At 70.7% G+C, this 12,879-nt stretch carries 13 protein-coding genes; 5 read left to right on the top strand and 8 right to left on the bottom strand.

The annotated features are described in order from the left end of the window. Nucleotides 1–126 precede the first annotated feature (126 nt). Nucleotides 127–1,131 carry a neutral zinc metallopeptidase gene (locus AB0H84_RS17400; protein ID WP_357604390.1) on the bottom strand — a complete coding sequence of 335 codons (1,005 nt, stop codon included), beginning with the start codon at nucleotides 1,129–1,131 and terminating at the stop codon, nucleotides 127–129. Nucleotides 1,132–1,687: 556 nt separating this feature from the next. Here AB0H84_RS17400 and AB0H84_RS17395 point away from each other — a divergent pair. After that, nucleotides 1,688–2,557 carry a LysR family transcriptional regulator gene (locus tag AB0H84_RS17395; protein ID WP_357604388.1) on the top strand — a complete coding sequence of 290 codons (870 nt, stop codon included), beginning with the start codon at nucleotides 1,688–1,690 and terminating at the stop codon, nucleotides 2,555–2,557. Nucleotides 2,558–2,719: 162 nt separating this feature from the next. Here AB0H84_RS17395 and AB0H84_RS17390 read toward each other — a convergent pair whose 3' ends face one another. Beyond that, a complete protein-coding gene (locus AB0H84_RS17390; RefSeq protein ID WP_357604386.1) occupies nucleotides 2,720–4,066 on the bottom strand; it encodes an ATP-binding protein in 1,347 nt (448 codons plus the stop codon). Beyond that, nucleotides 4,059–4,733 (bottom strand): response regulator transcription factor, encoded by a 675-nt coding sequence (locus AB0H84_RS17385; RefSeq protein ID WP_357604384.1) that lies wholly within the window; start codon nucleotides 4,731–4,733, stop codon nucleotides 4,059–4,061. Before AB0H84_RS17385 ends, AB0H84_RS17390 begins: the two co-directional genes overlap by 8 nt. Nucleotides 4,734–4,860: 127 nt before the next feature. Here AB0H84_RS17385 and AB0H84_RS17380 point away from each other — a divergent pair, with 127 nt between their 5' ends. From AB0H84_RS17380 to AB0H84_RS17370, 3 genes are read left to right on the top strand one after another with little or no spacing between them, the layout of a single operon-like run. Beyond that, nucleotides 4,861–6,105, top strand: coding sequence for a DUF2092 domain-containing protein (locus AB0H84_RS17380; protein WP_357604383.1), 1,245 nt, complete (start codon nucleotides 4,861–4,863; stop codon nucleotides 6,103–6,105). Beyond that, complete coding sequence (locus AB0H84_RS17375; RefSeq protein ID WP_357604381.1) at nucleotides 6,102–7,088, top strand: ABC transporter ATP-binding protein; 987 nt, start codon at nucleotides 6,102–6,104, stop codon at nucleotides 7,086–7,088. The genes AB0H84_RS17380 and AB0H84_RS17375 overlap by 4 nt, the downstream gene beginning before the upstream one ends. Further along, nucleotides 7,075–8,130, top strand: coding sequence for an ABC transporter permease (locus AB0H84_RS17370; protein WP_357604379.1), 1,056 nt, complete (start codon nucleotides 7,075–7,077; stop codon nucleotides 8,128–8,130). Before AB0H84_RS17375 ends, AB0H84_RS17370 begins: the two co-directional genes overlap by 14 nt. 238 nt (nucleotides 8,131–8,368) lie before the next feature. Here AB0H84_RS17370 and AB0H84_RS17365 read toward each other — a convergent pair whose 3' ends face one another. Next, complete coding sequence (locus AB0H84_RS17365; protein ID WP_357604377.1) at nucleotides 8,369–9,094, bottom strand: YcnI family protein; 726 nt, start codon at nucleotides 9,092–9,094, stop codon at nucleotides 8,369–8,371. A 49-nt stretch (nucleotides 9,095–9,143) separates the two neighbouring features. Next, a complete protein-coding gene (locus AB0H84_RS17360; protein WP_357604375.1) occupies nucleotides 9,144–9,710 on the bottom strand; it encodes an MFS transporter in 567 nt (188 codons plus the stop codon). Nucleotides 9,711–9,855: 145 nt separating this feature from the next. Between AB0H84_RS17360 and AB0H84_RS17355 the strand changes: the two genes are divergently transcribed. Further along, a complete protein-coding gene (locus tag AB0H84_RS17355; protein WP_357604374.1) occupies nucleotides 9,856–10,311 on the top strand; it encodes a hypothetical protein in 456 nt (151 codons plus the stop codon). Nucleotides 10,312–10,321: 10 nt separating this feature from the next. Here the strand turns inward: AB0H84_RS17355 and AB0H84_RS17350 are convergent, their stop codons facing one another. Genes AB0H84_RS17350 through AB0H84_RS17340 form a run of 3 tightly spaced genes read right to left on the bottom strand, consistent with a single transcriptional unit; the run spans nucleotide 10,322 to nucleotide 12,547 of the window. Then, a complete protein-coding gene (locus AB0H84_RS17350) occupies nucleotides 10,322–11,068 on the bottom strand; it encodes an ATP-binding cassette domain-containing protein (protein ID WP_357604372.1) in 747 nt (248 codons plus the stop codon). Between the two features lie 2 nt (nucleotides 11,069–11,070). Then, nucleotides 11,071–11,859 (bottom strand): ABC-2 family transporter protein, encoded by a 789-nt coding sequence (locus AB0H84_RS17345; RefSeq protein WP_357604370.1) that lies wholly within the window; start codon nucleotides 11,857–11,859, stop codon nucleotides 11,071–11,073. Continuing rightward, entirely contained in the window at nucleotides 11,852–12,547 is a 696-nt protein-coding gene (locus AB0H84_RS17340) for an ABC-2 family transporter protein (protein ID WP_357604368.1), read from the bottom strand. The genes AB0H84_RS17345 and AB0H84_RS17340 overlap by 8 nt, the downstream gene beginning before the upstream one ends. Between the last annotated feature and the right edge of the window lie 332 nt (nucleotides 12,548–12,879).

Genomic DNA, 12,879 nt, shown 5'->3' with positions numbered 1-12,879 from the left:
TCCCCCGATGGGGGCAAGATTGCCAGGATTCTAGCTCCCATATCTGGACATCAGAGACATGTGCCCAAGCTGAGATGAACATTGCGTGCACCGTGGGGGATTTTTTACCTTTCACCTGCACGAAGGTCAGGAGACCGTCGAGGCCGGCGCGAGCCAGGTGTTGCACTGGTACGTCTTGCTCTTCTCCCAGCCCTGCCTGAACCAGAGGTTGTTGTTCGCGGGCGTGCCGTGGTCGCGCGGCCAGCCCGGATAGTCGCCCACCTGGCCGTAGAACCAGAACAGGCGGGAGCGCAGGGAGGTGGTCACCGGGTACGACGACGCCACCGACCGCATCCACATGCCGCCGAAACAGGTGGCCTGCAGCTCCAGCCGCCTGCTGAGCGCCAGCTTGCCGCTCTGGCCGGAGGAGTCGAGGCTCGACTGCCACCAGGAGTTCATCAAGCCCGTGATGTTCTGGACGTGGTGCCCGTACTCGTGGGCCAGCATGCTGATGATGCCGCCGTGCCAGGAGATGATCTGGCCGTACCCGCGGGCGTTGCCGTTGCCCCTCGCCATGGCCGAGGTGGAGGCGTAGATCGTGTTGTTGCGCGGGCAGTAGTACGGCACCATGCTGCCCGCCGACGGGTAGTCGCCGCACGCGCCCCTGCCCCGCTTGGCCGCGATGGCGTAGTTGGGCGGGCTGAACTGGATGCCCTGCTTCTGCAGGATCGGGCCCCATGCCCGGTCCATGCACTTGCCGGTCTTCAGGATCAGCGCCTTGAGCTGGCTGTGGCTGAAGATGCTCGCGTTGCCGGCGGGGCAGCTCAGCCTGGGCAGCGCGCCGGCCCGGTACATGGTGTTGTTCTTCAGGCTCGTGTTCAGGGTGACCTTGGGCTGCTGCGGCTGGGTGGGCGTCGTCTCCGGCTCGCTGGTCTCCTGCTGGGTGGGCTCCTCGGAGTGCGACCGCGTCGGCGTCCAGATGGGGGTGGGCTCGTGGGTGGTGCTCTCCGACGGCTCGTACGTCGGGATCGCGACCGGCGTCGTCGTCTCCGAGCCCGACGAGCTCTTGAGCATCGCCGCCCCGATGACGAGCAGCACGAACAGCGCCGCGACCGACCCCACCACGGCGCCGATCACCCCGATGACGCCCATGCCCGACTTCCTGCGCTGCGGCGGCCCCCACTGCGCCGGCGGCAAGGGCGGCGGAGGTGGAGGGGGAGGTGGAGGGGGAGGCGGCGGCTGCCGGTACGGCTGCTGTCCGTAGGGCTGCTGCCCGTAGGGCGGGGGCGGGGGTGGGGGCGGGTACGCCGGCCCCTGAGGCGCCTGCGGCCACTGCGGGTGGACCGGACCCTGCGGGGGAGCTCCGGGAGGGGGCGGCGGCGGGTACGGTTGCCTGCCGCCCTGCTGCGGCCGGCGGTAGTTCGGCGGCGGCCATGGCAAGGACGGTGGCCTCTGTGGCTGCCCTGGCCCTTGTGGCGGGGGTGGATATTGTCCGTTCCCTGGCACCGTGTCTCCCCGATCACCCGGTTGTCTGGAATGGATGGCTCTGGGGTGCGACTTGCCGGACCCTTGCCAAATTTGGGGCAAAAGCATACTGATTTATCACCCGTCACGGATGTAGCAGTGCTCGGTTACGGTCCGAAATCATTCGAGGTGATCTCGGTTATCTCCCGGTCTCCGCGGCGGGCGTTGCCCTAGCTTCTTTGGCATGAATCTCCAGCAGCTCCGCTATGTGGTCGCGACTGCGGAGCACCGCACCATGACCGACGCGGCCAGATCGCTTTACATCGCGCAGCCTGCGCTGTCACGCGCGATCCGCGATCTTGAGCGAGAGCTCGGCATGACGCTCTTCGCTCGTTCCGGCCGCGGCGTGGTCGTCACCGCCCAAGGCCGTCGGGTGGTCAAGCTGGCCAGGGAGGCACTCGATGCCGTTCACGAGATCGAGGGCCTGGCCAACACCAGCGGACTCACGGACGCCGAGCTCCGCATCGCCTCCACGCCCAGCCTCGAACCCGGCCTCGCCGGACGGCTGCTCCCGGCCTACGCGGCCGAGCACCCGGGAGTACGCGTGCACATCGTCCGCTGCGACGGCAGAGACGCCGTGGTCAGCGCCATCAGGGACCAGCGGGCCGACCTCGGGCTCACCGATCTGCCCGTCCCCACCGACCTCATCACCCACCCGCTCGAGCGTCAGGAGATCGTGCTGATCTCCCCGCCCGGGCTCGACCTCCCCAATCCGGTGCCGATGGGCAAGCTGCACGGCATGCGCCTGGCACTACCGGCCCGCGGCAGCATGCGGCGCAGGGAGCTGGACGCCATGTTCGGCAAGTATGCGGTGAGCCCCGTGGTCGTGCTCGAGACCGACGAGCGCAACGGCTGGCTCAATGCCGTACGCGCCGGTCAGGCGTCGTTGCTCTGGTACCGCGGCATGGCCGAACAGGCCGCCCGCGCAGGCTTGATCGTGCGCTCGCTCGAGCCCGCCGTGCGGCGCGTCATCGCCGTCGTGCACGCCCGCCGCCGCCTTCCGCTGATCGCCCAGGACTTCCTGGCCACGGCAGAAAAGGGGACAGCGGCCTGACCAGATTCGGAACGATCCAACACCCGCACTAGAGAACGCACGCGTGCTCACGGCCTCTGCTCCGCAGAGGCGGGCTCGGTCGCCTCGATGCCGCCGCCTTCCCCCGCTCTGGTCGCTACGCTCCCGCCGCTCCTCCAGGCGGCGGCGCTCCCTCGCGGCCCGTCAGGGGGAGACGGGCAGCCGCACCACCGCCCGCAGCCCAGGAGCGGCGTCCTCCAGGACGACCGTCCCGCCGTGCGCCCGCACGGTCTCCCGTACGATGGCCAGCCCCAGCCCGGTGCCGCCCTCGTCGCGGCTGCGACCGGAATCCAGCCTGGTGAAACGGTTGAAGACGCGCTCGCGATCCTGCTCGGGAATGCCGGGCCCGTCGTCGGTCACCGTCAGAACGCCGTCCGCGGTCAGCGCCACCTCGACCTTCGACGAGGTATGACGTACCGCGTTGTCCATCAGGTTCGTCAGCACCCGGCTCAGGTCGAGGGCGTCGCCCCGCACCACGACCGGGTCGCACACCGTCAGGCGCGCCTCGGCGTACCTGTCGACGGTCTGCCGCACGACCTCGTCCAGCTCGACGGGCTCGCGCCTGGCGGGCACACCGCCCCGCTCGTCCAGCCTGGCCAGCGCCAGCAGGTCCTCGGCCAGCCTGGACAGCCGCATCGTGTCCTCCAGGACGCCCTCGGCGGTCTCCTGCCAGTCCTGGCCCTCGGGATGGCCGAGCGCGACCTCCAGCTGCAGCCTGATGCTGGCGAGGGGGCTGCGCAGCTCGTGCGCGGCGTCGGAGATCAGCGCCCGCTGGCGCTGCTCGGCCTCCTCCAGCCGGGCGAGCATGTCGTTCAGCGTGGTGGCCAGCGAGTGCACCTCGTCGCGTGACTGCGGCACCGGCAGGCGGCGGGATCGGGCCGTGTGCGTGATCTCAGCCGCGCCCCTGCGCAGTGCCGCGATCGGGCGCAGCGTACGGCCGATCATGAGCCAGCTCGCCACCGCGAGCAGCACGATCAGCGCGGGCGTGCCCACCAGCAGCACCCTGCCGGCCGTGCCCAGGCTGGTCTGGATCTCGCTGATGGGCCGGGCCGCGATCACGGTCTGCCCGCGGTCCGCGCGGAGCACGATCACCCGCAGCGGCCCGGGGATCGCGTACGGCCGGCCGTCCAGGAGCGTGGCCTGTCCGTGCTTCAGCACCTTGGCCCTGGCCGCGGCGTCCAGCAGCGGAACGAGCCGGTCGGTGCCGTACGTGACGTGCGTGATCCGCCCCTGGGCGTCGATGACCTGCACGATCGTGCCGTCGTGGGTGGTGATCGGGCTGGTCAGCGTGCCCGCGTCGGCCGCCACCCGCACGGACTGGGCCTGTTGCCTGGTGGACTGGTCCACCGTGTCCATGAGCGCCCGCTCCAGCACGCTGAGCAGCACCGATGCCGACAGGGCCAGCGCCAGCGCGAGCACGGCGGCGGCCGCCACCGTGAGCCTGAACCGCAGCCCCTGCCGCCGCCACCAGACGAGCGGGGAGTCAGCCACCGTCGCCCGCCAGGCGGTAGCCCGCGCCGCGCACGGTCTGGAGCGCGTTCCTGCCGAAAGGGGCGTCGATCTTGCGCCGCAGGTAGCCGACGTACACCTCGACGACGTTCGGGTCGGTGTCGAAGGTGTCCCAGACGTGCTCGAGGATCTCCGCCTTTGACACGACCTCGTCCCGCCGCCGGATCAGGTACTCCAGCAGCGCGAACTCCCTCGGCGTCAGCTCGATCGCGCTCTCGCCCCGCTCGACCCTGCGCCGCGCCGGGTCCAGCGACAGGTCGCCCGCCACCAGCACCGACGGCCGGCGCCCGGAGCCGCGCCGCAGCAGCGCCCGCAGCCTCGCCACCAGCACCACGTACGAGAACGGCTTGGTGAGGTAGTCGTCCGCCCCCAGATCCAGCCCGTCGGCCATGTCGTACTCACCGTCCTTGGCGGAGAGCATGAGGATCGGCACCCAGTTCTCCTCCGCGCGCAGCTGCTTGCACACGTTGTAGCCCGACAGCCTGGGCAGCATGATGTCGAGCACCACGATGTCGTAGTCGCCCTGCCTGGCCGCGTGGAGCCCTTCCTCGCCGTCGTGGGCGAGGTCCACCGCGAACCCCTCAGCTTGGAGTCCCCGCTGGAGCGCGGCGGCCATCCGCCGTTCGTCCTCGACGACAAGTACTCTCATATGGCAATTCTCCCGTTCCTGCCCTGAGATGACGCTGAGAAGACTGAGAGCCGTCTCAGACAGTCTCAGGTCTGCCACAGGATGCATCACGCAGGCTCTGAGCATCGACATACCGTTAAGGAGTGAGATGCGCAGAGGCACGTTCGTGAGGTGGGGAGTCCCGATCGCGGCCGCGGCAGTGATCGGAGCCGCGATCGGCGCCGGCCCCGTGATAGCCGCGGTGAGCGGCGACCCCGTGCTGCCGGAGCGTTCGGCGCAGCAGCTGCTGGCCGACGCCGTGGCGGCGACCAGCAAGCAGGGCGGCATCCCGCCGATGTCCGGCACCGTGCAGCAGACGGCCTCGCTCGGCCTGCCGGCGCTGCCGCAGACCGGCGCGGAGTCGCCGCTGAGCCTGCTGTCGGGCTCGCACGAGGTGAAGGTCTGGTACGGCGCCAAGGACAAGCTGCGGGTGGCCATGCCGACCCAGCTGAACGAGACCAATCTGATCGTCAACGGCGACCAGGCCTGGTACTGGGAGAGCGCCACCAACACCGCCACCAAGGTGAGCATCAAGGAGGGCGCCGGGCAGGAGCACAACCTGGCCACGCCCAAGCCGACCGACCTGACCCCGCAGCAGGTGGCCGAGCGGCTGCTGGCCAATGCCGACCAGCACACCGCGGTCCGCGTGATCAACACGGCCGAGGTGGCGGGCCGGTCGGCCTACCAGCTCGTGCTGGCGCCCAAGGACGAGGGCTCGCTGGTGCAGGAGATCCGGATCGCGCTCGACGGCGAGACGTACGTCCCGCTGCAGGTGCAGGTCTACGCCAAGGGGTCGGCCGAGCCGGCGTTCCAGGTCGGGTTCACGCAGGTGACGTTCACGCCGCCGGCGGACGAGAACTTCACCTTCACCCCGCCCGCGGGCGCCAAGGTGAAGGAGCAGACTCTCGGCACGGGCCTCTCGCAGGGCGCCGAGCAGCGCGCCGAGCACGCCAAGGACGTCGCGGGCCGGGCGAAGGTCGTGGGGCAGGGCTGGACGACCGTGGCGGTCGTGCCGTTCTCGCTGTCGGACCTGAAGGCCGGGACGCCCTCGGACGCCGGGACGCCTTCGGACGCCGGGACGCCTTCGGACGCCGGGACGCCTTCGGACGCCGGGACGCCTTCGGACGCCGGGACGCCTTCGGACGCCGGTGACGGCAGGCGCTTCGGCGGCGGCGCCGACCCGAGCGCGCTGGTCGACAGCGTGCTGAAGTCCGCCACCCCGGTGAGCGGCACATGGGGCTCCGGCAAGCTGATCAAGACCAAGCTCGTCACCGCCCTCCTGACCGACGACGGCCGCCTCCTCGTCGGCGCGGTCACCCCGGAGGAGATCACCAAGGCGGCGGGCATCAAGTGACCGCCGTCACGCAGGAAGCGGGGGCGCCCTTCGGGGCGGCCCCGCCCCCGGGGACGGACGCCGGGGAGTTCGCCATCGTCACGGAGGGGCTGACCAAGCGCTTCCGCGGCGGCCAGATCGCCGTGGACGCGCTCGACCTGGCCGTTCCGCGCGGCTCGGTCTTCGGCTTCCTGGGTCCGAACGGCTCGGGCAAGACCACCACGATCCGCATGCTGCTCGGCCTGGTCGCGCCGACGTCGGGCGAGTACTCCGTGCTCGGCCTGCCGCAGCACCAGGCCCTGCCCAAGGTGGGGGCGCTGGTCGAGGGGCCGGCCTTCTACCCGTATCTGTCGGGCTCGGCCAACCTGACGCGCTTCGACGCCGCCGACCCCACCGCCCCGCGCGGCACCGCCGGGCGGCGGATCGCCGAGGCGCTCGAGCGCGTGGGCCTGTCGGCGGCGGCCGGCAAGCGCTACCGCAACTACTCGCTCGGCATGCGCCAGCGCCTGGCCATCGCCGCCGCCCTGCTGGGGCCGCGCGAGCTGCTCATCCTGGATGAGCCGACCAACGGCCTCGACCCGCAGGGCACGCGCGAGGTCCGCACGCTGGTCAAGGAGATCGCCGCCGACGGCACCACCGTCTTCGTCTCCTCGCATCTGCTGGCGGAGGTGGAGCAGATGTGCACGCACGCGGCGATCATGCGTACCGGGAAGCTCGTGGCGCAGGGCACGATCGCCTCGCTCAGCGGCGGGATCGTGGCACGCGTCCGGGTGGAGACGCCCGACGTGGCGGACGCCGCCCGGGTGCTCGGCCGGCTCGGCCTCGCCGACGTGCGGCCCGCGTCCGGGGAAGTGACGGCCGAACTGGGCGGGCACGCGCCGGAGCGGATCAACGCCGCGCTGGTGGAGGAGGGCGTGGCCGTACGCGGGCTGGCCGTGCTGCGGCCGAGCCTGGAGGACGTGTTCGTCGGACTGACAGGGGAGGGCTTCGATGTCGACGGCTGAAACGGCAGGCCCCTTGGGACCGGCCACGTCGGCTTCGTCGCCGACGGTTGTGGCGGCGGCCACGTCGGCTCCGGTGCCGGCGGCGGGGACGTCGCCTTCGGTCTCCGTGGCCGAGACGCAGACCGCCCGGCGCACGCCCGGCCTGGTACCCGTCACGGAGACCATGCGCACCACGGAACGCCGCCGCCCACCGGAGCCACCCGCCGCCGCCCCCGCCCTGACGGGAAGGACGTGGCCGTTCTGGCGCCTGCTCGGCTCGGAACTGGGCCTGACCTTCCGCCGCCCGCGCAACCTGGTGATGCTGGCCGTGCTCGGCATCGTGCCCGTCGTCATCGGCGTGGCGCTGCGCATCGTCAGCTCCGAGGAGGGCATGGGCGGGATCATCGCGGACGTCGCGGGCAACAGCCTGATGCTGACGTTCGCCTCGTTCTCGTTCCTCGTGCTGCTGCTGATGCCGGTCGCCGTCAGCGTGGTGGCGGGCGACTCGATCGCGGGCGAGGCCGGGGCGGGGACGCTCCGCTACCTGCTGGCCGCGCCGGCGGGACGCACCCGGCTGCTGCTGGTCAAATACCTCAACGCGGTCGTCTTCGCGTACGCGGTGACCGCGGTGGTGGCGCTGACGGCCCTGCTGACCGGCCTGATCCTCTTCCCCGCCGGTCCTGTGACGCTGCTGTCGGGCACCACGATCTCGATGACGGACGGCCTGCTGCGCATCCTCATCGCCGTCGGGTACGTCGGCGCCGGGATGGCCGCCCTGGCCGCCATCGGGCTGGCGCTGTCGACCTTCACCGAGGTCTCCATCGGGGCCATCGCGGCCACCCTGGTGCTGGTCATCGTCTGCCAGGTGCTCCGGGCGATCCCGGAGCTGGGCTCGATCACGCCGTACCTGCTGCCGACCAGGTTCACGGACTTCGACGCGGTGCTGCGCAGCCCGATCGACCTGGGGGCGCTGAGGGACGGGCTGGTGACGTTCGGGGCGTACATCGTGCTGTTCGGCTCGATCGCGTGGGCGCGCTTCTCCGGCAAGGACATCACCTCCTGACGCCGCCCGGCACTGCGTACGGAGGCGCGCCCGCCACGCGGACGCGCTCGCTCCGTGCGACGGCACAGGTGGTGGCCCCGTGTACGTCCACATCGACCTCGACGTCCTGGAGCCCACCGCCTCGGCGCGACCTGCTACCCGGAGCCGGACGGCGGGCAGCCGCAGCGGCTGATCGACAGAGGCGGTGGGAGAAGCGCCCCGCCCCCGGGAGCCCCGGGTGGGCGGGACGTCGGCGGCGTCAGGAGGTGGGGCGGCGGCGGAGGCCGAGGGCGCCGATCACGATGCCGATGACGCCCACCACCAGCCCGGCCCCGCCCAGGAGGCGGGCCGTCCCGTCAGAGGTGGACGCCGAGGCGGCCACGGGAGTCACCGAAGGCGCGGCACTGGCCGGAGCGGCGGAGGCGGAGGCCATGCCGTGATGGTCGTCATCCCCGCCGGCAGCGACCAGCTTGAGCGTCGGGGCGGGGTGCTCGGCCTCCGTGCCGTCGGCCTTGGGCGGGTCGGCCCACGTCACGAGCTCGCCCCCCGAGTACGTCTGCTTTGTCGGGAACGTCAGCGAATCCGTGTCCTTGGGCAGCTGTCCCATGGACACCTCGAACTCCTGGAACTCCCCAGGATTGATCTTGCCGCCCGACCACACGATCTTGGTCACGGCCTCCTCGAGGTCGCCGTACTCGGTCTTGACCGGCTTGGGCAGCTTGCCCTGCGTGACCTTGACGTCCCAGCCCGGCAGGGGCTTGACCGACACGAACGCCAGCGGATGGTCGGTCGGGAAGTCGACCTCGATCTTGACGGTCGAGGCGTTGTCGCGCTCGTTCGGCACCCGGAACGCGACCTTGGCGAAGCCGCCCTGCTCGGCGGTGCCCGGCTGGATCGTGACGTGGGCCAGGGCCGGGATGGCGAGCCCGACGGTGAGGGCGGTGGCGGCGGCGAACACGGTCGCCGCACGGCGTACGTAGGACATGCGGAGAACTCCACTTGGTGAATGAAGGAAGGAAAGGGGTGTCAGATGGTCAGGCGGGAAGTGGAGGACCTCGCCTGGCCACGCAGTGCCGGAACTCCGGCTGGAGGGGGACGACCCTGGTCAGCACGATCGGCGCGGCAGCCCGTACGACAGGCACGGCGATCGCGGGCAGCAGCACGAGACGGCGGCCGACGAGGCGCAGCAGCGACCAGAGCGCGGCCTCGCCGCGCGCCAGCCACAGGCCCGTGATCAGCGTGGCCGTCACGTGCGTGAGCAGCATCCCGGTGGTCACGGTCAGGCCGCCCCGAGCATGGCTGTGCACGACGGCCTCCGTCGAGAACAGCCCGCGCAGCGAGAAGTAGGCCCCGCCGTCGCCCGCGAACAGCTCGTGCAGCCCCAGCTGAGCGCTCACCAGCGCGATGGTGACCGTCGCCGTCGAGCGTTCCCTGCCGCACAGCGCCAGCCCCAGCGCCGACACGCCCGCGAGCCCCAGACCGGCGGCCCACGGCGCGGGCGCCGAGCCGCCGCCCAGCATGTGGGCGAACGCGGCAAGAGCCACGCAGACGGCGGAGAAGGCGGCCGTCCGCGCGAGCCGGAGAGGGAGTTGCGCATGCATGGGTGTGCCTCATGCTCTCATGGGGCAGTCACTCATGAGACCCAGAGTACGAAGCCGACAACAACTGTCCGAAATGGGCATTTGTCGCTAGGGTCGTGCCGACCGCGTTGACATAGAGGTGAGAACGTTGCGGCACTTAGGTGGTTTGCTCATCGGGCTTGTGGTGACGGCGGCCTTGCTGGGAGGCGGCGGCTGGGCGGTTCAGCAGGTCGTCGGCAATGCGGCGGCGAACCCACCGGACAGCCAGAAGATGTGGATCGCGCTGGGCGCGATGGCCGCGATCGGGCTGGTCTACGGGCTGGTGGTGGCGGGCCGGATCTCGCCGCTCGCGACGTTCGTGCCGTCGATGGTCCTGCTGGCCTGGACGGTCGTCTACGCGCTCGACATGAACCGGGCGCTCTCCTACATCCCGAGCGAGCCGTCGGTCAACCAGCTCGTCAGGGACGCCGGCTCCGGCGCCAAGACGCTGCTGACGACGGGCGTGTACGCCCTGCTCGGCGTGGCGCTGTTCATCCCCGTGCTGATGCCGTCACGCTGGTCGCGGCGGGACGACGACCTGGACGACGACTACGAGGCCACGCCGGAGGGCAGCTACTACTGAGGCGCGACCACTACTGCGGCGCGGCCGTGTAGAGGCGGGTGACCACCTCTTCGAGGCTCGACTGCTCGGGCGCCGTGGCCATCAGGTCGTCGAGCGTTCCGTCGAACGCCAGCCGCCCGTGGTCGATCAGCATGACCCGGCGGCACAGGCGTTCGATGTCACCCAGGTCATGCGTGGTGAGCAGCACGGTCGTGCCCTGCTCGGCGTTGACGCGCTGCAGGAAGTCCCGGATGCCGGCCTTGCTCACCACGTCCAGCCCGATCGTCGGCTCGTCGAGCACGAGCACGTCGGGCGCGTGCAGCAGCGCCGCCGCCAGGTCGCCGCGCATGCGCTGCCCCAGGCTGAGCTGGCGTACCGGCGTACGGATGAACTCGCCCAGATCGAGCGTCTCGGTCAGCTCGCCGAGCCGCGACCTGAACGTGGCGCGGTCCACCTTGTACAGGTGGCGGATCAGCTCGAAGCTGTCGGCGAGCGGCAGGTCCCACCAGAGCGTCGTGCGCTGCCCGAACACCACCCCGATCCGCCGCGCCAGGGTCGTGCGCCTGCGGGAGGGGTCGAGCCCGGCCACCCGGACCCGGCCCGACGTGGGCGTGAGGATGCCGCAGAGCATCTTGATCGTGGTGGACTTGCCCGCGCCGTTGGGCCCGAGGTAGCCGACGAACTCCCCGGCCGACACGGTGAAGGACAGGTCGCGCACGGCGTGCACGACCCTCCTTTTGATCTTGAACGAGCGTCCGGCCCCGTCAAGTTCGATCATCGTCAACTCCCCGTGGATCGGTAGTGCCTGATGCCCTGCCGCCAGGCCAGCCCGGCCAGCAGGGCGAGGACCAGCGCGGCGGCCGGTCCGGCGAATCTCATGAGCTCGGGCGTGCCGAACGGGTCCGCCCGGCCGAGCACGTACAGGCCGGGCTGCCAGTTGACGAAGGCCAGCGGGAACACGTACGTCACGGCCCTGACCAGGTCGCGGGCGTAGATGCTGAGCGGGTACTGGTTGAGCTGGGCGCTGCCGTACGTCAGGGCGTTGGACACCTCGGGCGCGTCGGTCAGCACGAACTGCATCGCCCCGGCCAGCGTCCACAGCGCCGCGAAGATGACCACGCCCGTGACCACCATGACCGGGATCATCCAGGCACGCCGCCCGTCGAGGTCGAGCGCGGCGATGGCGTAGCCGAGCACGATGACCGACTGCAGGATCCGGCCGATCCTGCCGGGCACGAAGCGGTCGGTGGTGAGCTGCACCCACGCGCTCACGGGCCTGATCAGGATCGTGTCGAGCGTGCCGGCCTTGATGTGCTGGCTGACCCGGTCGATGTTGCTGACGAACGTGTCGCAGATGGCGAACGACACGCCGGCGGTGCCGTACAGGAAGAGGACCTCGTCGCGGGAGAAGCCGGCGAGGGTGGTGGTGTTGGCGAAGACGATCAGGATCACGGCGACGTCGAGGCTGGCGGTGACGACACCGAACACGATCATCAGCGCGAACGACACCGGGTACGCCGCCGCCGCGCGGGTCCAGGTCCACAGCAGCAGGAAGTACGTCCTAACCACCCTGGATCACCACCTTGTGGCGGATCGCCCGGGTGGCGAGCGCGCCCAGGCCGAGCAGGATCGCCGCCCAGAGCGCCTGGAACGCGAACGTCTCCAGGGCCGGAGCCTTGCCGAGGTAGAGGTCGGTGGGGAGCTGGACCATGGCCGCCCAGGGCAGCGACAGGGCCAGCTCGCCGAGCCGGCCGGGGAACAGGTGCAGCGGCACCATCATCCCGGAGAAGAAGGTGGTCAGGACCATCGACGCCACGGCGACCCCGCGGTCGTCGACGAGCCAGCAGACCGACAGCGCCATCAGGTAGCGCCAGCCGAAGCTGACCACGACGCCGATGGCGAGGCCGGTCAGGAACGCCAGCCACTGGCCCGGACTGGTCGGGACCCTGATCCCGAAGAGCGCCGCGCCGACCAGCATGGGCGGTATGCCGCGGACCAGGAACAGGTATGCGGCCCTGCCCAGATCCTCGGCCAGCGTCCAGAGCTGGAGCGAGGCCGGTCGGACCAGGTCGAGCGCGATGTCGCCGCTGCGGATGCGCTCGGGGAGGGTGAGCCCGCCGCCGAACAGCTGCATCGGGGCGATGAACGCCTGGGTGATGAAGCAGAACGTGATGGCGTCGGACATGTCGTAGCCGGCCAGGCCGGGGCGGGCCTGCCAGAGCGCGATGAGGATGTAGGCGCGCAGGACGCCGAACACGCTGTTGGTGAACGCGCCGGCGAGCGCGGCCCAGACGTAGGTGGCGTGTTTGCGGAAGCCGTACCGGACGAGCCGGGCATAGAGCGGTATGGTTTTGCACCTCCGGGGGGTGAGGACACGGTTACGAGCCGTGTTCGGACCCGTGCACGGGTCTGCCGATGGGGAGCACGGAATTATGTGACGGGGACCACGTGCCCCGCAACGCAATAAATTGCCCCGCCGTCCTGAGGCGATGGACGCCTGGTGAAGTGCGGCGCTGTCGGGGCAGAAGACCAATACGACGTCGTACGGGCCGGTGAGCGGGTCTTAGCTGGGGAAATATCCAGATAAGC

Origin of the sequence: Nonomuraea sp. NPDC050786 (assembly GCF_040654115.1) — a bacterium.
GTDB lineage: Bacteria > Actinomycetota > Actinomycetes > Streptosporangiales > Streptosporangiaceae > Nonomuraea.
Note: the sequence above shows the minus strand (reverse complement) of the source record. Positions and strands in the feature narration are given on the sequence as shown.